Source organism: Parvibaculum sp. (genome assembly GCF_046297875.1).
Lineage (GTDB): Bacteria > Pseudomonadota > Alphaproteobacteria > Parvibaculales > Parvibaculaceae > Parvibaculum.
This window is the reverse complement of sequence record NZ_JBKBHD010000001.1, coordinates 487,173-504,685: the sequence shown is the minus strand read 5'-3', so window position 1 is coordinate 504,685 and position 17,513 is coordinate 487,173. Positions and strand designations below refer to the sequence as shown.

The window sequence follows — 17,513 nt, the reverse complement described above, 5'->3', positions numbered from 1 at the left end:
GCCCTCAAGGGAAAGAGATAGCGAGAATGATCACGAAGGAAACCGCGCGCGATCCCGTTTGCGGCATGGAGGTTGTGCCCGGCGAAACGCCGCATACCCACCTGCGTGAGGGCGAGACCTTCCATTTCTGCTCGGCGGGCTGCGCGCGGAAATTCGCTGCCGATCCTCAGAGGTATCTTGCTCCCTCCTGCTACCACGGCCACGGCGCCCATGCACCGGCGGATCATGGGCCCGTCGCGCCCGGCACGAAATTCACCTGCCCCATGCATCCGGAGATCGTGCGAGACGGACCCGGCGCCTGCCCGATCTGCGGCATGGCGCTGGAGCCGATGGGCATTTCCCGCGACAAGCCGGAGAATGATGAACTGAAGGACATGACGCGGCGCTTCCTCGTGGCGCTTGTTTTCGCCCTGCCGCTTTTCGCGCTGGAAATGGGCGCACATATGTTTGGTCTCCATGTTCCGCTGTCTCCCCCGGCGATGGCTTTCACGCAGCTTGCGCTGGCAACGCCCGTGGTGCTCTGGGCGGGCCTGCCCTTCTTTCAGCGCGGCTGGGCCTCTCTCGTCACGCGCAATCTCAATATGTTCACGCTGATCGCGATCGGCACCGGCGCGGCCTATCTCTATTCGCTGGTGGCGGTGCTCGCGCCCGGCATTTTTCCCGAAGCGTTTCGCGATGCGCATGGCGCGGTGCCGCTCTATTTCGAGGCCGCTGCCGTCATCATCGCGCTGGTGCTACTCGGCCAGGTGCTGGAACTGATGGCGCGCGACCGCACGGGCGACGCGCTGCGCGCGCTGCTCGATCTCGCGCCCCGCACCGCCCGGCGCCTCACGCCCGGCGGCGATGAGGATGTGCCGCTGGAAGAAGTGCGCAAGGGAGATCTCCTGCGCGTCCGCCCCGGCGAACGCGTGCCGGTGGACGGCACGGTCACGGAGGGCCGCAGTGCCGTGGACGAATCCATGGTGACGGGCGAGAGCCTGGCGGTCGAGAAAATCGAAGGCGCAAAGGTGATCGGCGGCACGCTGAACGGGCAGGGCTCCTTCGTCATGCGCGCCGAAGGCGTCGGCGAGGAAACCATGCTCGCGCGCATCGTCGCCCTCGTCGCCGAAGCCTCGCGGAGCCGCGCGCCCATCCAGTCGCTGGCGGACAAGGTCTCCGGCATCTTCATCCCGGCGGTGCTCGCCGTCGCCATTGTCGCCTTCATCCTCTGGTCCTTCCTCGGGCCGGAGCCCGCTTTCTCTTATGCGCTCATCGCCGCCGTATCGGTCCTCATCATCGCCTGCCCCTGTGCGCTGGGGCTTGCGACCCCCATGTCGATCATGGTGGCGATGGGCCGTGGCGCCTCGATGGGCGTCCTCATCCGCGATGCCGAGGCGCTGGAGCGCTTCGAAAAGGTGGACACGCTCGTCATCGACAAGACCGGTACGCTGACCGAAGGCCACCCGGTGCTGCGGGTTGCCGAACCTCATGGAGACATGACCCGCGAAAACCTCCTTTCGCTCGCCGCAAGCCTCGAAAGCGGCAGTGAACACCCCTTGGCTACGGCCATTATCGCCGCCGCGAGAGGGGAGGGGATAAGTTTTGCGGAAGCGCAGGATTTCGATGCGCCCTCCGGCAAGGGCGTCACGGGCCGGGTGGGCCGCAAGGCGGTTGCACTCGGCAATGAGACGCTGATGAAGGAACTGGGCGTCGATGTTGCGCCGATGGCCCCGCGCGTGGCCGCGCTGAGGGGCGAGGGCGCAAGCGTGGTCTTCGTCGCGGTGGAGGGCCGCTTGGCGGGTCTCATCGCCGTGGCGGACCCGGTGAAGGAGACGAGCGCCGAGGCGATCCGCCATTTGCGGGAAGCGGGCCTCCACATCGTCATGCTGACGGGCGATGCGCGCGCCACGGCGGAGGCGGTCGCGAAGGAACTCGGTATCGAAGATGTGGAAGCCGAAGTGCTGCCCGAGCGGAAGGCGGAGGTCGTGAAGCGGTTGCGTGGCGAAGGCCGGATCGTCGCCATGGCAGGCGACGGCGTGAACGACGCCCCGGCGCTCGCGGCGGCCGATGTCGGCATCGCCATGGGCACGGGCACCGATGTCGCAATGGAGGCGGCGGGCGTGACGCTCGTGAAAGGCGACCTGATGGGCCTCGTCCGCGCCCGCGCGCTTTCCCGCGCCGCCATGCGCAATATAAGGCAGAACCTCTTCTTCGCCTTCGTCTACAACGCCGCCGGCGTGCCGCTCGCCGCCGGCATCCTCTACCCCGTCTTCGGCCTGCTGCTCAGCCCCATCTTCGCCGCGGCGGCCATGTCGCTATCTTCCGTGTCGGTCATCGGGAATGCATTGAGGCTGAGGCGGGTGAGGTTGGGGTAGGAGAAAACTTGCCTCCCCTAATGCGCTTCATTACGCTGCCGGTATGAGCGACACGGTTGATGAGCAGAAGACGGGCGAGAAGCCGGGCAGGCGCGGGGATACGCGGCGGCGGCTGATGCTGGCCGCCGAGCAGCTTTTCGGCGAGCGCGGGCTTCATGCCGTGACGCTGAAGGAGATCAACGCCGCGGCCGGGCAGCGGAACGAATCCGCGCTTCATTATCATTTCGGCTCAAAGCAGCGTCTCGTCGAGGCGATCTTCGCCGATCGCGCAAGCGCCATTGACCGGGTGCGCGTCCAGCGCGTCGAGGCGCTGATCGGCTCGGGCCGCGAGCACGACATCAACGCGATCCTGCGTGCGACTTTCGAGCCCTTGACGGAGCTTCTGAACACGGAAGAGGGCGTGCGCTTCGTGCGCTTCGCGGCGCAGGCGCTGAACGATCCCGATTTCGACCTGCCCATCGTCGCGATCCGCAGCGGCTTCGAGGGCATCAACCGCGCGAACGGGCTCATCATCGCCGCACTCGGCGACCTGCCGCCCGATATCGCCATTCAGCGTCAGCGCATGATGATCGAAATGGCGCTGACCTCGCTCGCGCTCTGGACGCGGCGCAAGGACGCCGCCCATGACGAAGCGGGCCGCGCGCTTTTCGTCTCCTCGCTTTTCGATGCCCTCGCCGGCGCCATGCGCGCGCCGGTCTCGGCCGAGACGCTTGCGGCGCTCAAGGCGCGCGGCTGAACGGGTGGTCCCGTTATTTCTCTGACATTGCCGAAAAATAGAAGTGTCATCCCGGCGAAAGCCGGGACCCACTCGCAGCGCCGCTTGCCGCGGCAAACGATTGTTGCGCGGAAATGGCGGCTGCTTCCCCACTCAATAATTCTTGCTGAGAGAACCAATGGGTCCCGGCTTTCGCCGGGATGACACTTGTGGGCGGGGTAACGTGCGGAGCCCCTACTTCCCCTTCAGCAAATCCGGCCAGGTGTCGAATACCGGCATGTCGCCCTTGAGGTCGTACCAGTCCGCGCGCTCGGACCAGAAGGCATGGGCGCGGGGCTTGTCGCCGACAGGTGTGTCGAGAATGCCGAGCCGGATGCGGACCATGCCCGGCAGCTCCGCCGCCTCTTTATAGATGGGCGAACCGCAATTCGGGCAGAAGCAGCGGAACTTGCCGGGACTCGATTCGTAGCGGCGGATCGTCTCTTCGCCGGAGAGAAAGCGCAGCTTGTCGCGCGGCACGGAGGCGTTCGCCGTGAAGGCCGTGCCGCTCGCCTTGCGGCAGGTGTTGCAATGGCAGAAGCCGAAGGGCCCGAGCGGCGCCTCGATCTCGAAACGGATAGTGCCGCACAGGCAGGAACCGCGATGCAGGACGTCGCTCATTCAATCACTCCACTTCCCTTCCCTTCCGTGTCATTGCCGGGCCGGACGAAGTCCGTGACCCGGCAATCCAGTAGCCGCGAAGCGGCGTCAATCAAACGACTCTTTAATTGCGGGGAGGCAGAGTTCGGCGTCCCTGGATGCCCGGGTCAAGCCCGGGAATGACGGCTTGTGGTTGGAGAAAACCACGCCCCCCCATTCACTCCGCAAGAAAATCATTCACCAGCGCGAGGAATTCCTCGAGCTTGTCATGCTGCACCCAGTGGCCGGCGCCTTCGACATTCACGACTTTCGCATTCCTGAAATGCTGTGCCCGGCCATCCTTCACCGGATCGCTCGCCCAGCTTTCCGTGCCGCGAATGAGAAGCGTCGGGCAGGTGATGCGCGCCCAGAGCTTCGTCGTCGCTTCCTCGTCGAACCCCATCGGCGGGAAGGCGCGGACGTAATTGTCGAACTTCCAGCTATAGGTGCCGTCCTCGTTCTGGTTCACGCCATGCACGGTAAGGTGACGCGCGCGCTCGGGCGAGAGATGCGGGTTCTCGCCCTGCATGCGCTTGTAGGCCTCCTCGATCGAGTCATAGCGGCGCGGCAGGCGCGAGGAGAGCTTGCGCACCTCGTCGATCCAGTTGCGGACGCGCTGGTCATCGCTGATCTGGTTGCGCTCGGCGATCATCTTGGGCGAGGGGCCGAGCCCTTCGATCACGACGAGCGTCTTCACCGTTTCGGGATAGAGCCCGGTATAGCGCAGCGCAATTGCGCCGCCCATCGAATGGGCGATGATGGTGAGCGGCGCGAGGCCCTTCTGGTGGATGAGCTGCGCAATGTCGCAGACATAGTCGTTGATGTCGTAGGAGCTGCCGACAACCCACTGGCTGTCGCCATGCCCGCGCAGGTCCGGCGCGACGATGTGATAGCGGTCGCGCATGGCTTCCGCCGTCCAGTCCCAGTTGCGGCAATGGTCGCGCCCGCCATGGATGAGGAGCAGCGGCTCCGCGCCCTCGTTGCCCCAGTCCACATAATGGAGCCGCAATCGCTGCGAGATATAGAATTGCGAGGCGGGGCCGATGAGCGAGCTGGCGCTGTCTGACATTCTGCGTCTTCCGTTTCTATGCGTCGATTATGCGACGGAGATTAGCCGGAAGCGCTCGCCGCGCCAAACGAGCCACAACAACGAAAAAGCCGCCCCCTGAAGGACGGCTTCCTGCGGTAGCGCGGATCGGGTTCAGGAACGTACATCCGGTTCCTGATCCCTCGGGGACCTGCTCTCGCCGACCCTCGCGCTTGGAGACTATGTAGGCACGAATAGTGGTGAGACAAGGGCGGAAGTGTGAATTGTTTGCTACGCGCCGTCTATTCGTTGCTGTCCCCGTTTCCCGGTTGCCCGTTCAGCACGCCCGCCTCGCGGCGGAAGAGGAGCTTGCCATAGGAGGCCGGCATCAGCCGCTGCAGCCAGTCGATGGCTTTTGCATCGGCGCCGATCAGGATGCGCGGTTTGTTCCGCTCGATGCCGCGCACGATGACTTCGCCCGCGCGTTCCGGCGTGGTGCGGGCAAGCCGGTCGAAGCCCGATGCCGCCTCCTCGCGCACGGTTGCCTGCGTGCTTTGCAGGAAGCGCGCATTGCGCACGATATTGGTTTTGATGCCGCCCGGATGGACGCAGGAGACGGCAATGCCGGTTCCCTTCATCTCGTGGCGAAGCGCCTCGGTGAAGCCGCGGATCGCAAACTTGGCCGAGTTGTAGGCCGCCTGGGAGGGAACGGCGATGAGCCCGAACAGGCTCGACACATTGACGATATGGCCGGCGCCCTTCGCCTGAAGCTGCGGCAGGAAGGCTTTGGTGCCATAGACCATGCCCCAGAAATCGATCTTCATCACCCATTCGAAATCGTCATAGGTCAGCTCTTCCACGCGCGCGATCTGCGCCACACCGGCATTGTTGATGACGATGTCGGCGCCGCCATGCGAGGTTTCGATGTCCTGTGCGAAGGCATAGACGGCGTCCCGGTCGGCGACATCGAGGAGATAGGTCGTCACCGACCCGCCAATGGCCTCGATGCGCTTGGCCGTTTCGGCAAGGCCGCCCCGGTCGAGATCGGAGATGGCGAGGCGCGCACCGCGCTTTGCAAGTTCGATGGCGGTGGCGCGGCCAATGCCGCTTGCCGCGCCTGTAACGATGGCGAGTTTGCCGTTGATCTCGGTCATGAATGTCCTGCGTCCGGGCCGGGAAAGGAATTGGCGCTAGCCTAGGCAAATTCACGCGAATGTCACGTGGAGTCGGCGTTGTGTGCGGTGGTGTTGAGTCAGGATTAGGGTGGAGGGGCGGCCGGATTGTCGTCGCGAAATCTGCGCTCAAATGCTACCACGATGGCATGAACCGGGGCTTTGGAGACTGACGGAAGAAAATGGCGGTGGCGGACGGCGACGGCAGGCTGGCAAGGGGCAGGATCTGGCTCCGGGAATTGGCATCCCGCTGGACGGGCACCCGCACCTTTGTCGTCAGTGCCGCGCTTCTCTTTCTCCTGCTCGCCTGGCTCGGCGCGCTGCATCCGTTTGTTGCCCTTGTCTCATTTGCCGTGCTGGCTGGCATTGCGGCCTTGCGCGTCGTTGTGACGGGCGAAACCGCGCCCTTGCGCATCAGCGCCCGCGGCGAGGACGCCGGTGCCAGCATACTCGGCGCCGGCCGTACCATGATGGCGCTGCTGCAGCGGCTGCCCGATCCCCTCATCGTCGTCGACGGAACGGGCCGTTTGGCTTTCGCCAATGAGGCGGCGGAAGGACTGGTCGGAAAGGTCGCTGCCGGCCGTCATGTCGCGACCGTGCTGCGCAGCGCGCCGCTGATCGCCGCGATCGAAAGTGTCACGCGCGACGGCACGCCCCGTTCGATCGAATATGCCGTGCCGGTGCCCGTCCAGCACAATTACAGCGCCTATGTCGCACCGATCAGCAGTGAAGCGGAGGCGGCGCGTAAGCTCGTTCTGGTGCTGCTGCGCGACGTCACCGAGGCGCGCCGGGTGGAATCCATGCGCGCCGACTTCGTCGCCTTTGCGAGCCATGAGCTGAAGACGCCGCTTGCCTCTCTCTCTGGTTTCATCGACACGCTGCGCGGCCACGCGAAGGACGATCCGGAAGCGCGCAACAAGTTCCTCTCTATCATGGCCGATCAGGCGCTGCGTATGCGCCGCCTGATCGAGGATCTTCTGTCGCTCTCGCGGATCGAGCTGCGCGAGCATGTGCGGCCTTCCGATACGGTCGATCTGCTCGGCGTCGTCAACGACGTGACGGACGGGCTTTCACCGGTGGCGGAACAGTGTGGCGTGGAGATCGGCGTGACGGCGCCTGCCGGGCTTCCGAAAGTGCCGGGTGACCGCGAGGAACTAGCCCAGGTGGTGCAGAATCTCGCCGATAATGCGCTGCGCTATGGCCGCTCCGGCAAGCGTATCGACATCTCGCTCGAGCGTGCGGAAAAGGGGGGGCGTCCCTATATCCGCCTTGCGGTTCGTGACTATGGGCCCGGAATCGCAAAAGAGCATCTGCCGCGCCTGACCGAGCGATTCTACAGGGTCGATGCGGCGGCGAGCCGCGCAAGGGGCGGCACGGGGCTCGGTCTGGCGATCGTGAAGCACATCGTGAACCGCCATCAGGGCACGCTGCAGATCGAGAGCGAAATCGGCGAAGGCTCTACCTTTGCGGTGCTTCTGCCTCTGGCTTCCCAATAGAAAAACGTTAATTTTCTCTGTCTGTCTCAAAACTGTCATTGAAGCGTCGTAAAGATTTTGCGACGGCCCGCTAGCGTCCGCTCGCCTGAAGGTTAAGCCACCTCGAATTCATCACCGAATTCACACCAAGGCTCGGGCGCATAGGGGGGCTCTCTTGTGGTTGCCCTGTGCCCGGCATTCACATGACTGGAGAATGAACGTGAAACTCACCACTCTCAAGACGGCGGCCGTGGTCGCGGTCGCGACTTCACTGATGTTCGGGACGTCCGCGCAGAGCGCTGGCATCGACCCGGCTCTGGGCGACTACAAGCCGGTGTCCGGTGTTTCGGGCACATTGAAGTCGATCGGCTCCGACACGCTCAACAACCTGATGACGCTCTGGGCAGAAGGCTTCAACGCCATGTACCCGAACGTCAAGATCGAGATCGAAGGCAAGGGCTCGAGCACTGCGCCGCCCGCGCTGATCGCCGGCACCTCGCAGTTCGGCCCGATGTCGCGCCCGATGAAGTCGGCCGAGATCGAAGAGTTCGAAAAGAAGTTCGGCTACAAGCCGCTCGCCATCCGTGGCGCGCTCGACTCGCTCGCCGTCTACGTCCACAAGGACAACCCGATCGAATGCCTCTCCATGCAGCAGGTCGATGCCATCTTCTCGAAGACCCGCAATGGCGGCCTCGACAAGAACATCACCACCTGGGGCGATGTTGGCATGACCGGCGAATGGGCCTCGCGCCCGATTTCGCTCTATGGCCGCAACTCGGCCTCGGGCACCTATGGCTACTTCAAGGAAGTCGCGCTCTTCAATGGCGACTACAAGGATGAAGTGAAGGAACAGCCGGGTTCCTCGACCGTCGTTCAGGGCGTTGCCTCGGACATCGCGGGCATCGGTTACTCGGGCGTGGGCTACAAGACCGCCGACGTGCGCTCGGTCCCGCTCAAACTGACGGCCGAAGGCTCCTGCTTTGACGCGACCGCCGACAATGCCGCGACTGGTGACTATCCGATCGCGCGCTTCCTCTACATCTACGTCAACAAGAATCCGAACCAGGCGCTTGAGCCGCTGCGTGCGGAGTTCATCCGCTTCGTTTACTCCATTCAGGGTCAGGAAGCCGTCGTGAAGGACGGTTACTTCCCGCTGACGAAGTTCGTTGCGGAAGAAGACCTCAAGGCGTTCGGCCTCTGATACCGGCATGACACCGGGGGCGGCTTGGCCGCCCCCGGCTCTTTCGGCACTGATATTCGTTATGTGTATTTCCGGCGGGCACGCAACGGCCCGCGTCTGATGGGGGCGACACGAAGATGAGCGAGACTGCACCGGCCCAAAGCGATGCCAAATCCTTTCTCGCTCACAGACGGTCCAAGGTTACAAGCGCCAGCGTTCTGATCGGCGACAAGGTCGCGAACTGGGTCATTACTGTCGGCGGCCTGCTCGTCATCTTCGCCGTTGTCGGCATTCTGGTGTTTCTTGTCCGGGTTGTGATGCCGCTTGCCGGTTCCGGCGAAATTGCCGATCCCATTACATACAGGCTTGATAAAAAAGACGCCGTCTGGCTCAACGCCGACGAATACAGCACGATCGGCGCCAGAGCGGCAGCCGACGGCAAGATCAGCGCCTTCCATGTTCCGACAGGCCGGCAAATACCTGCGCCGGATTTTGAATTCGACGGTAAGGATGCGACGGCGGTTGGCGGCGTTGTTCGCCGCGACCAGATCGCCTTCGGTTTCGAAGACGGCACGGTTCGATTTGCCAGTTTCGGCTTCGATATTTCGGTGGTGATCCCGCGGAACTTGCCTAGCAATCTCGTCAAGCTTGACGAGACGTCGCGCCTTGCTGCCGATGGTGCGGTGTTCACGCAGCTCCCCCGCGACCAGTACCGCCGTGTCGCGCTGAGCGCCAGCCTCGACGAACCGCAGCAAATTTCCGAGTTCCCGATCGTCGCCGTCGACTATCGCGTCGGCGGCACTGTCGAGCGTCCGACGCGTTCCTTCGTGACCTTCGATACTGCAGGCGTCGGCCGTCTGAGCCGCGCGGAAACGCAGCGCAATCTTCTGACCGGCACCGAGCAGGTGCGCGTGTCGACGACAACGCTTCCTGCGCTTCCTTCCGGTGTTGGCGTCAATTCCGTTGTCATGACCAGCACGGCCGACGCGGTCTACGTGGCGGCGACGGACGGCAACATGTATCGCTACGATACGCGCGACTTCCGCGCGCCTGTGCTCGCCGAGACTCGCCGTGTCTTCGGTGAAGGCGACGAGGTGACACGCATGGCATTCCTGACCGGCGAGCAGGCGCTCGTGGTCGGTGGCTCGAATGGCGCGGTTGACGTTTTCTTCCGCCTCCAGCAGGAAGGCGCCAGAACGGCGGACGGCTATGCCATGGAGCGCGCGCGCGTTCACGAACCGAACCCGGCCGCGATCGTCGATATCGCCGTCAGCCCAAGGTCGAAGGCCCTTGTGACGCAGGACGCCGACGGCAATGTCTGGGTGCGCCATTCCACAAGCGATCAGGTGTTGGCGCGCTTTACGCGTCCGGTATCGGGAGACATCCCGTCGATCGCCATGATGATGGCCCGTGTCGACGGTGCGCTGGTCCTCGCGGATGACGGTTCGGTCGACTATTTCCGCTTCAAGTTCCCGCACTACGAAACCACGCTGCAGACGATTTTCGGCAAGGTCTGGTACGAGGGTTATTCCGAGCCGACCTATACGTGGCAGTCCTCCTCGGGCACCGACGTTTTCGAGCCGAAATTCTCGCTGATCCCGCTGATCTTCGGCACGCTCAAGGCGACCGTCTATGCGCTCCTGTTCGCGGTGCCGATCGCGCTCATGGGTGCGATTTACACCTCCGAATTCGTGCATCGCCGCGTCCGCGCCACGGTGAAGCCGGTCATGGAGATGATGGAGTCGCTCCCGACGGTGGTGCTCGGTTTCGTGGCTGCGCTCATTCTCGCCCCCATCGTCGAGACATGGATTGGCGCGGTACTGCTCGCCTTCATTGCCCTGCCGCTCGGCCTGATGCTGAGTGCCTTCATCTGGCAGTCACTGCCTGTGAATATCGCGCTCCGGCTCGACGGCATCCCGAAATTCATCTGCATGTTTCTGGTCGTCTTTCTGACAACCTATATCGCCTACAGGGCGGGCCCTCTCTTTGAAACAGTGCTTTTCCACGGTGATTTCAAGGCCTGGGTGAACGGCGATATCGGCACCGGCTTCCCGATGCTCTTCATCGTTCTGCTGCCGCTCTCCTATGTTTTTGTTTCCTGGCTGTTCAACCGGCTTGCCGGCCACACTTACCGCGCTCGTGAACGCGGCCTCGACCGCGCCTCGGCGGGGCGCCTCGATTTCATGCGTTGGGCCGCCCTGCTGCTTGTGGCGGTGGTGGTGAGCTTTGTCGTTTCCACGGTGCTGGCGGCAACCGGCTTCGACCTTCGTGGAGGTGTCGTCGACACCTATGTTCAGCGCAATGCGCTGGTGGTCGGCTTCGTCATGGGCTTTGCCGTCATCCCGAACATCTACACGCTGGCGGAAGACGCGATGAACTCAGTTCCCTCGCATCTTCGCGCGGCAAGCCTCGCCACGGGAGCGACGCCCTGGCAGACGGCAATGTGGGTCATCATCCCGACGGCAATGTCGGGGATTTTCGCGGCGGTCATGATCGGCATGGGCCGTGCGGTCGGCGAAACCATGATCGTGGTCATGGCGGCCGGCAACACGCCGGTGCTCGACTGGAACATCTTCAACGGTCTGCGCACGCTGTCGGCAAACATCGCCGTCGAGCTGCCGGAAGCCGTGATCGGCGGGTCGCTCTACCGGATGCTGTTCCTTGCCGCTCTGACACTCTTCGTGATGACCTTCGTGATCAACACGCTCGCTGAAATCATCCGCCAGCGCTTCCGCAAGCGCGCCTTCCAACTTTGACCGTGCAGCCTTTGGAGCTTGACAGATGAGTGTTACTGCGATGGATGACAAGCAGGCCGGAGCGACGACGAAGGCGCGCGCGGTGCGAAAATATACGGCAGACGTTTCGGCCGTCGGCGAGCCGTGGCTCTGGGCGCTGGGCGGCGCGCTGGCAATCGGCATCATTCTGATCGCCGGCTTCCTTTTCATGATCTTCTGGAATGGTGTCGTCACCTTCTGGCCGCAGCCCATACAGGTCGTGACGCTGGCGAACGGAAACCTGGTGGCGGGTGAGCCGTCGCGCAGAAGCACCTACCGCGTCGGCCCCGAAATTCTGGCAACCATGTCGCCGGAAGCGCGCGAAATGGTCGAACTCAGCGATGGATATGCCGACCGTGCGCTCTATCGCATCGGCAACTACGATCTCTACAACGAGGATTTCCGCTGGGTGAGCGACTTTGAAGTCGCGTCGATCGCGGAGCCCAGCGGATTTTATCTCTTCGAGCGTCAGGAGTGGGGCCGGTTTGTCGGCAAGATTGCCGGTCTGACACTGAAAGACGTGCCGCAGGACGCCGGTTCCCTGACCTATGCCGAGATTGCGCGGCACCAGGCGGAGGCCCGCGACCGCTGGGACGCGATCCGCTACATCGAAAAGTCGGAAATCGGCCGCGTCAACTATCGCATCGAAGAACAGCGTCTCAAGTTGCGCCGGGCCGAAATTCGATATGGCGTGGACTCGCCGCTGTATGAAAAGGCAGCCGCCGAAGCAGAACCCCTCATCGCCCAGTACCAGTCGGAATTTGCCGCATTGTCCGAACGGGCAGCAGCGCTCAAGGCCGAGGACGCGCGCTATCGCATCGTGCTGGAGGAAGTTGGCGGGCGGACGAAAGAATCGAACCTGTCCCAGATCGTGCGCCTCTATCCGGCGAACGACATTTCGGCGTTCCAGAAAGTCGGCATCTATTTCTCGCGCTGGGGTGAGTTTCTCGGCAGCGAACCGCGCGAAGCGAACACCGAAGGCGGCGTTCTTCCTGCCATCTTCGGCACGGTCGTCATGACGCTGATCATGGTGGTCGTCGTCGCTCCCTTCGGCGTCATCACCGCGCTTTATCTTCGCGAATATGCGAAGCAGGGCCGGCTTGTGGCGGCGGTGCGCATCGCGGTGAACAATCTCGCCGGCGTTCCATCGATTGTCTATGGCGTGTTCGGCGTGGGCTTCTTCGCTTACACAATGGGCGCGTCGATCGACCAGCTCTTCTTCCCGGAACGGCTGCCAAGCCCGACATTCGGTACGGGCGGCATTCTCTGGTCGGCCCTGACGCTCGCCTTGCTCACCGTGCCTGTGGTTATCGTGGCGTCGGAAGAAGCCCTTTCGGCGGTGCCGCGTTCGATGCGCGAAGGCTCGCTCGCCTGTGGCGCCTCCAAGTGGCAGACCATCCGCTATGTGGTGCTGCCCCGCGCCCTGCCGGGCATCATGACGGGTCTCATTCTCGCCATGGCGCGCGGCGCTGGCGAGGTGGCGCCGCTGATGCTGATCGGTGTGGTGAAACTCGCGCCGGAACTGCCGGTAGACGGTTTCTTCCCCTTCATCCATCTCGAGCGCAGCTTCATGCATCTCGGCTTCCACATCTTCGACGTTGGCTTCCAGTCGAGAAATTCGGAAGCGGGCAAGCCGATGGTGTTCGTCACCACGCTGCTGCTGCTTTTCCTCATCGTGGCGATGAATTCCACCGCCATCTATATCCGCAACAGGCTGAAGCGCAAGTTCGCTGTCGGTCAGTTCTGATCCCGAAACCGGAGTGCAATTCATGAGTGCCGCTCTCGCCAAGAAGAAAGACCAGGCTCCGGCGTTCGAGCCGACGGCTTATCACATCGTTGAAGCGCCGGATGGCGCCGCCCTGTCCATCGAGAACTTCAATCTCTGGTATGGAGAAGCCCAGGCTCTCTACGGCATCGATATGAAGATCCAGAAGGGTCTCGTAACGGCGCTAATCGGTCCGTCGGGCTGCGGCAAGTCGACCCTGCTGCGCTGCCTCAACCGGATGAACGATCTTATCGACGACTTGAAGATCACGGGTAAGGTCAAGGTCGGCGACGAAGATATCTACCGGACCGGCGTCGACGTGATTGCCCTGCGCAAGCGGATGGGCATGGTGTTCCAGAAGCCCAATCCCTTCGCTATGTCGATCTACGACAATGTGATCTATCCGCTGCGGGTGGACGGCGTCAGTAACCGCAAGATTCTCGACGAGACCTGTGAGCGCGCATTGCGCGGCGCGGCCCTCTGGGACGAAGCGAAGGATCGCCTGAAGGAGAGCGCTCTCGGCCTTTCCGGCGGTCAGCAGCAGCGCCTCTGCATCGCGCGCGCTATTGCCTCCGATCCCGAAGTGCTGCTGATGGACGAGCCCTGCTCGGCGCTCGACCCGATCGCGACGGCCAAGATCGAAGAGCTGATCGACGAATTGAAGGGGCACTACACGATCGTGATCGTGACCCACAACATGCAGCAGGCAGCGCGCGTCTCGCAGAACACGGCCTTCATGTATCTCGGCCGGCTCATTGAATATGGCGCGACCGAAACGATCTTCCAGAATCCGAAGCAGAAGCGCACCAGTGACTACGTGACGGGACGCTTCGGCTGAGCGGCAGTCCGCAGCGGCACAAATCAGAGCGGGCTGGCCGTGGCGGCGGCCCCCAGAACAAGGAGAGCGGCAAGTGACCGAACACACTCTGAAAGCGTTCGAAGAGGAGCTGCAGGCCCTTTCGGTCAGCATCGCGCAGATGGGCGGCTTGACCGAGGCGCAACTCGGTACGGCGCTTGACGCAATTTTGCGGCGCGACACGCAGTTGGCCGAACGCGCGATCGCCAGCGACGCCGCGATCGACGAACTCGAGCGCACGATCGAGACATCGACGGTGCGTCTGATCGCTTTGCATCAACCGATGGCGGTCGATCTGCGCGAAGCCATCGCGGCGATCAAGATTTCGATCGACCTCGAGCGTATCGGCGATCTTGCAAAGAATATTGCGAAGCGCGCGCTCGTACTGCAGAACGATTTTGAGGGTGCGAACAAGCTCATCCAAGGCATCTCGCGCATGGGCCGGCTAGCGCAGCGCCAGCTCAAGCAGGTGCTTGACGCCTATTCGAACCGCGAGGCGCAGGCGGCAATGGAAGTCTGGCGGGACGATGAAGAGATCGACGCCATGTATAACTCCGTCTTCCGCGAGCTTCTGACCTACATGATGGAAGACCCGCGCACGATCGGCGTTTCCACGCATCTGCTTTTCGTTGCCAAGAACATCGAACGCATCGGCGACCATGCCACCAATATCGCTGAAACGGTGAGCTATCTCGTTACAGGCGAGTGGGTTGCCGATGAGCGCCCGAAAGGCGACACCACCAGCATGACGGCGGTGAAGGCCGGCAGCTAGAGGAGGCACAGGCACCATGGGAATATCGCTTGCCCGTCGCGGCGAACAGGGTCAGGCTTCTATGGACAGTATTGAAAAAATTCAGGCCATCTCCGGCAATATAGGCCAGGAGCAACCGGAACGCAGTCAGTTTGAACGCAGAATGAAACCAACCGTCATGATCGTCGAGGATGAAGAAGCGCTTTCAACGCTGCTTCAGTACAATCTCGACAAGGAAGGCTACAAGGTCGTGGTAGCCTCCGACGGCGAGGAAGCTGTTCTTCTCGTCAAGGAAGTCACGCCCGATCTCATCCTGCTCGACTGGATGTTGCCGGGCCTGTCTGGCATTGAGATTTGCCGCCGTTTGCGTGGGCGACCGGAAACGCGCAACGTGCCGATCATCATGATCACGGCGCGCGGCGAGGAGACGGATCGCATTCGCGGCCTCGATACCGGTGCCGACGATTATGTGACCAAGCCCTTTTCGATGACGGAGCTTCTGGCGCGGATCCGCGCCGTGATGCGCCGCATTCGTCCGGCGCTGACGGAAGACCTCGTCACCTTCGGCGACATCGTGATCGACCGTGCGGCGCATCGCGTCCGCCGGGGCGACCGCGAGGTGCATCTGGGGCCGACGGAATATCGTCTGCTCGATCATCTGATCCAGCATCCCGGCCGAGTCTTCAGCCGCGAGCAGCTGCTTGATGCTGTCTGGGGTTCGGATGTCTATGTCGAGGCGCGCACGGTGGACGTGCATGTCGGCCGCTTGCGTAAGGCGCTGAACAACAAGGGCGAGAAGGATCCGATCCGCACCGTCCGCTCCGCCGGCTATTCGCTCGACGAGCAGTTCCATAGCTGAGGCCTGAAATTCAGAACAGGCGCCTGCATTTCTGCAAGCGCCGGTTCCCTCGTCCCCTCTTGTCCCCCGACAAGCCCGCAGGCCTATGCGTCTAGCTGACGAGGCGATCCTTGCGGATGCCCGCATTGCGGTCGCGATTGCGCCGCGCCTGCACCGGCTGATAAGCCATGCGCGCATGGTCGGTGCAGTAGGGCGAGCCGTGATCGGCGCCACGGCCGCAGAAATGGAAACCCGGACGGCCCGGATCGCCGATCGGCCATTTGCAGGTATGTTCGGTCAGCGTGAGCACGGTCGCGCGTTCGGCGGGCTCGAGGCCGCGCTCCTCCGCGCGGGCGGGCTCGCGCCGCTCGCCGCCCGTATCGCGCTCGATTTCCTCATGACGAGTCTCTGCCGTCAGCGGGTCGGGCCGGCCCCGGACGAGCGTCCGCGGCGCCTGCGGCCGGGCTCGGGCAGGGCGGCTCGGTGTGGCGCGGCCCGAAAGGCCTAGCCGGTGTACCTTGCCGATCACCGCATTGCGGGTGACGCCGCCGAGCTGCTTGGCGACCTGGCTGGCGCTCAGGCCTTCGCCCCACAGCTTCTTCAGCAGTTCGACGCGTTCATCGGTCCACATGATGTTCCCTTCCCCTTCAGGGCCGCTCAAAGCCCGTTTGGATGCATGAGCCGGTTCCCCGCCGGCAGGCCCCGAAATCCCTGCAGGGCGCTCCGCGAGGCGGAGACAAGACCCTGAAGCATCCCACTAGATTTCGTGGTCATTAATCTAAAATATACAATATAGGGGAGCGAAATCGCAACCGGCCTTCCGGGCCACACCGCCCTTATCCACAGAAAAGAGCGGATTTGCAGGGGTTTTACCGGCTTTTGGTCCTGTTCGGCCTTGCCGGGACAGAAGGCCCGTCCCACATGGGCCTCAACTTCCCGCATTGCGGGTAGCGCGGGCCTCGTCTATGCCTGCCATCAGGCCCCAATCCGACAGAACAAGAGGACGCCCATGAGCCAGAGCCCCTATCCGCTGGAAGGCGCGCGCCGTTTCGGCGCCGTGAACTGGCTCGGCGTCTGGACGCTCTATCTGAAGGAGGTCCGCCGCTTCTGGAAGGTGATGACGCAGACCATCGCCGCCCCTGTCATCACCACGCTTCTTTATCTGGCGATCTTCGCGCTCGCCATCGGCAAGTTCCGGCCCGATGTGCATGGTGTGCCCTTCATCGAGTTCCTGGCGCCCGGTCTCGTCATGATGACCATGATCCAGAACGCCTTTGCCAACACGTCTTCCTCGATCCTGATCTCGAAGATACAGGGCAATATCGTCGATATATTGATGCCGCCCCTGTCGGCGGGCGAGCTCAATGTCGGTATCGCACTGGCGGGCGTCACGCGCGGCCTTGTCTGTGGGCTCGTGACGGCGGTGGCCATGCTGCCTTTCGTGGATATGGGCGTCGCCCATCTCTGGGCCGTGCTCTTCTATGCGGTGGGCGCCTCGCTGATGCTGGCGCTGCTTGGCATTCTGGGCGGCGTCTGGTCGGAGAAATTCGATCATCTGCAGGCGGTGACGAATTTCATCGTCCTGCCGCTGACCTTCCTGTCCGGCACCTTCTATTCGGTGACCCAGCTCCCCGATTTCGCCCATGAGGCGACCAGGTGGAACCCCGTCTTCTACCTGATTGACGGCTTCCGCTACGGCGTCACCGGCCATGCCGACGGTTCCATCGCAACCGGCATCGCCATCGTGATCGGCATGAATCTGGTACTCTGGACCGTCTGCCACGTACTCTTCAGGACCGGGTATCGGCTCAAGGCCTGAAGCCGGCCAAAAATCGTTAAGCGGAGGATAGGTCCGCGAGATTGACAGGTCAGGGTCCGCGCCCTAATACTCCATTGCTTCTCGGACTGCCGCCCCGCGCGGGGCGGCT

General features: G+C 63.0%; 14 protein-coding genes. 10 read left to right on the top strand and 4 right to left on the bottom strand.

The features are described 5' to 3' along the window. Positions 1 to 26: 26 nt before the first annotated feature. Positions 27 to 2,354, top strand: coding sequence for a heavy metal translocating P-type ATPase (locus ACK4FH_RS02500; RefSeq protein ID WP_409810916.1), 2,328 nt, complete (start codon positions 27 to 29; stop codon positions 2,352 to 2,354). Positions 2,355 to 2,397: 43 nt separating this feature from the next. After that, on the top strand, positions 2,398 to 3,090 hold the full coding sequence (locus ACK4FH_RS02495; RefSeq protein WP_409810914.1) for a TetR/AcrR family transcriptional regulator: 693 nt from the start codon (positions 2,398 to 2,400) through the stop codon (positions 3,088 to 3,090). A gap of 213 nt (positions 3,091 to 3,303) precedes the next feature. Here the strand turns inward: ACK4FH_RS02495 and ACK4FH_RS02490 are convergent, their stop codons facing one another. The 3 genes from ACK4FH_RS02490 to ACK4FH_RS02480 form a co-directional block, all read right to left on the bottom strand. Beyond that, positions 3,304 to 3,729 (bottom strand): GFA family protein, encoded by a 426-nt coding sequence (locus ACK4FH_RS02490; protein ID WP_409810912.1) that lies wholly within the window; start codon positions 3,727 to 3,729, stop codon positions 3,304 to 3,306. Positions 3,730 to 3,925: 196 nt separating this feature from the next. Beyond that, on the bottom strand, positions 3,926 to 4,816 hold the full coding sequence (locus ACK4FH_RS02485; protein WP_409810910.1) for an alpha/beta fold hydrolase: 891 nt from the start codon (positions 4,814 to 4,816) through the stop codon (positions 3,926 to 3,928). A 260-nt stretch (positions 4,817 to 5,076) separates the two neighbouring features. Next, positions 5,077 to 5,928: an SDR family NAD(P)-dependent oxidoreductase gene (locus tag ACK4FH_RS02480; protein WP_409810908.1), complete on the bottom strand. Its 852-nt coding sequence runs from the start codon at positions 5,926 to 5,928 to the stop codon at positions 5,077 to 5,079. 200 nt (positions 5,929 to 6,128) lie between these two features. On the opposite strand from ACK4FH_RS02480, the gene ACK4FH_RS02475 reads away from it, so the two are divergent. The 7 genes from ACK4FH_RS02475 to phoB all read left to right on the top strand — a co-directional run bounded on the left by ACK4FH_RS02475 (position 6,129) and on the right by phoB (position 15,606). Next, positions 6,129 to 7,442, top strand: coding sequence for an ATP-binding protein (locus ACK4FH_RS02475; protein WP_409810906.1), 1,314 nt, complete (start codon positions 6,129 to 6,131; stop codon positions 7,440 to 7,442). Between the two features lie 199 nt (positions 7,443 to 7,641). Then, a complete protein-coding gene (locus ACK4FH_RS02470; protein ID WP_409810904.1) occupies positions 7,642 to 8,622 on the top strand; it encodes a PstS family phosphate ABC transporter substrate-binding protein in 981 nt (326 codons plus the stop codon). A 116-nt stretch (positions 8,623 to 8,738) separates the two neighbouring features. Continuing rightward, a complete protein-coding gene (locus ACK4FH_RS02465; protein WP_409810902.1) occupies positions 8,739 to 11,357 on the top strand; it encodes an ABC transporter permease subunit in 2,619 nt (872 codons plus the stop codon). 25 nt (positions 11,358 to 11,382) lie between these two features. Next, positions 11,383 to 13,122, top strand: a complete 1,740-nt coding sequence (gene pstA, locus ACK4FH_RS02460) for a phosphate ABC transporter permease PstA (protein ID WP_409810900.1) — start codon at positions 11,383 to 11,385, stop codon at positions 13,120 to 13,122. 22 nt (positions 13,123 to 13,144) lie between these two features. After that, the gene (gene pstB / locus ACK4FH_RS02455; RefSeq protein ID WP_409810898.1) at positions 13,145 to 13,978 is read left to right on the top strand and encodes a phosphate ABC transporter ATP-binding protein PstB; all 834 of its coding nucleotides are present in this window, start codon (positions 13,145 to 13,147) and stop codon (positions 13,976 to 13,978) included. Between the two features lie 73 nt (positions 13,979 to 14,051). After that, positions 14,052 to 14,768 (top strand): phosphate signaling complex protein PhoU, encoded by a 717-nt coding sequence (gene phoU / locus ACK4FH_RS02450; RefSeq protein ID WP_409810896.1) that lies wholly within the window; start codon positions 14,052 to 14,054, stop codon positions 14,766 to 14,768. A gap of 142 nt (positions 14,769 to 14,910) precedes the next feature. Then, positions 14,911 to 15,606 carry a phosphate regulon transcriptional regulator PhoB gene (gene phoB / locus ACK4FH_RS02445; protein ID WP_409810894.1) on the top strand — a complete coding sequence of 232 codons (696 nt, stop codon included), beginning with the start codon at positions 14,911 to 14,913 and terminating at the stop codon, positions 15,604 to 15,606. A gap of 91 nt (positions 15,607 to 15,697) precedes the next feature. Here the strand turns inward: phoB and ACK4FH_RS02440 are convergent, their stop codons facing one another. Then, positions 15,698 to 16,219 carry a GcrA family cell cycle regulator gene (locus ACK4FH_RS02440; protein ID WP_409815116.1) on the bottom strand — a complete coding sequence of 174 codons (522 nt, stop codon included), beginning with the start codon at positions 16,217 to 16,219 and terminating at the stop codon, positions 15,698 to 15,700. A gap of 375 nt (positions 16,220 to 16,594) precedes the next feature. Here ACK4FH_RS02440 and ACK4FH_RS02435 point away from each other — a divergent pair, with 375 nt between their 5' ends. Next, positions 16,595 to 17,404, top strand: coding sequence for an ABC transporter permease (locus ACK4FH_RS02435; RefSeq protein ID WP_409810892.1), 810 nt, complete (start codon positions 16,595 to 16,597; stop codon positions 17,402 to 17,404). Positions 17,405 to 17,513: the final 109 nt, after the last annotated feature.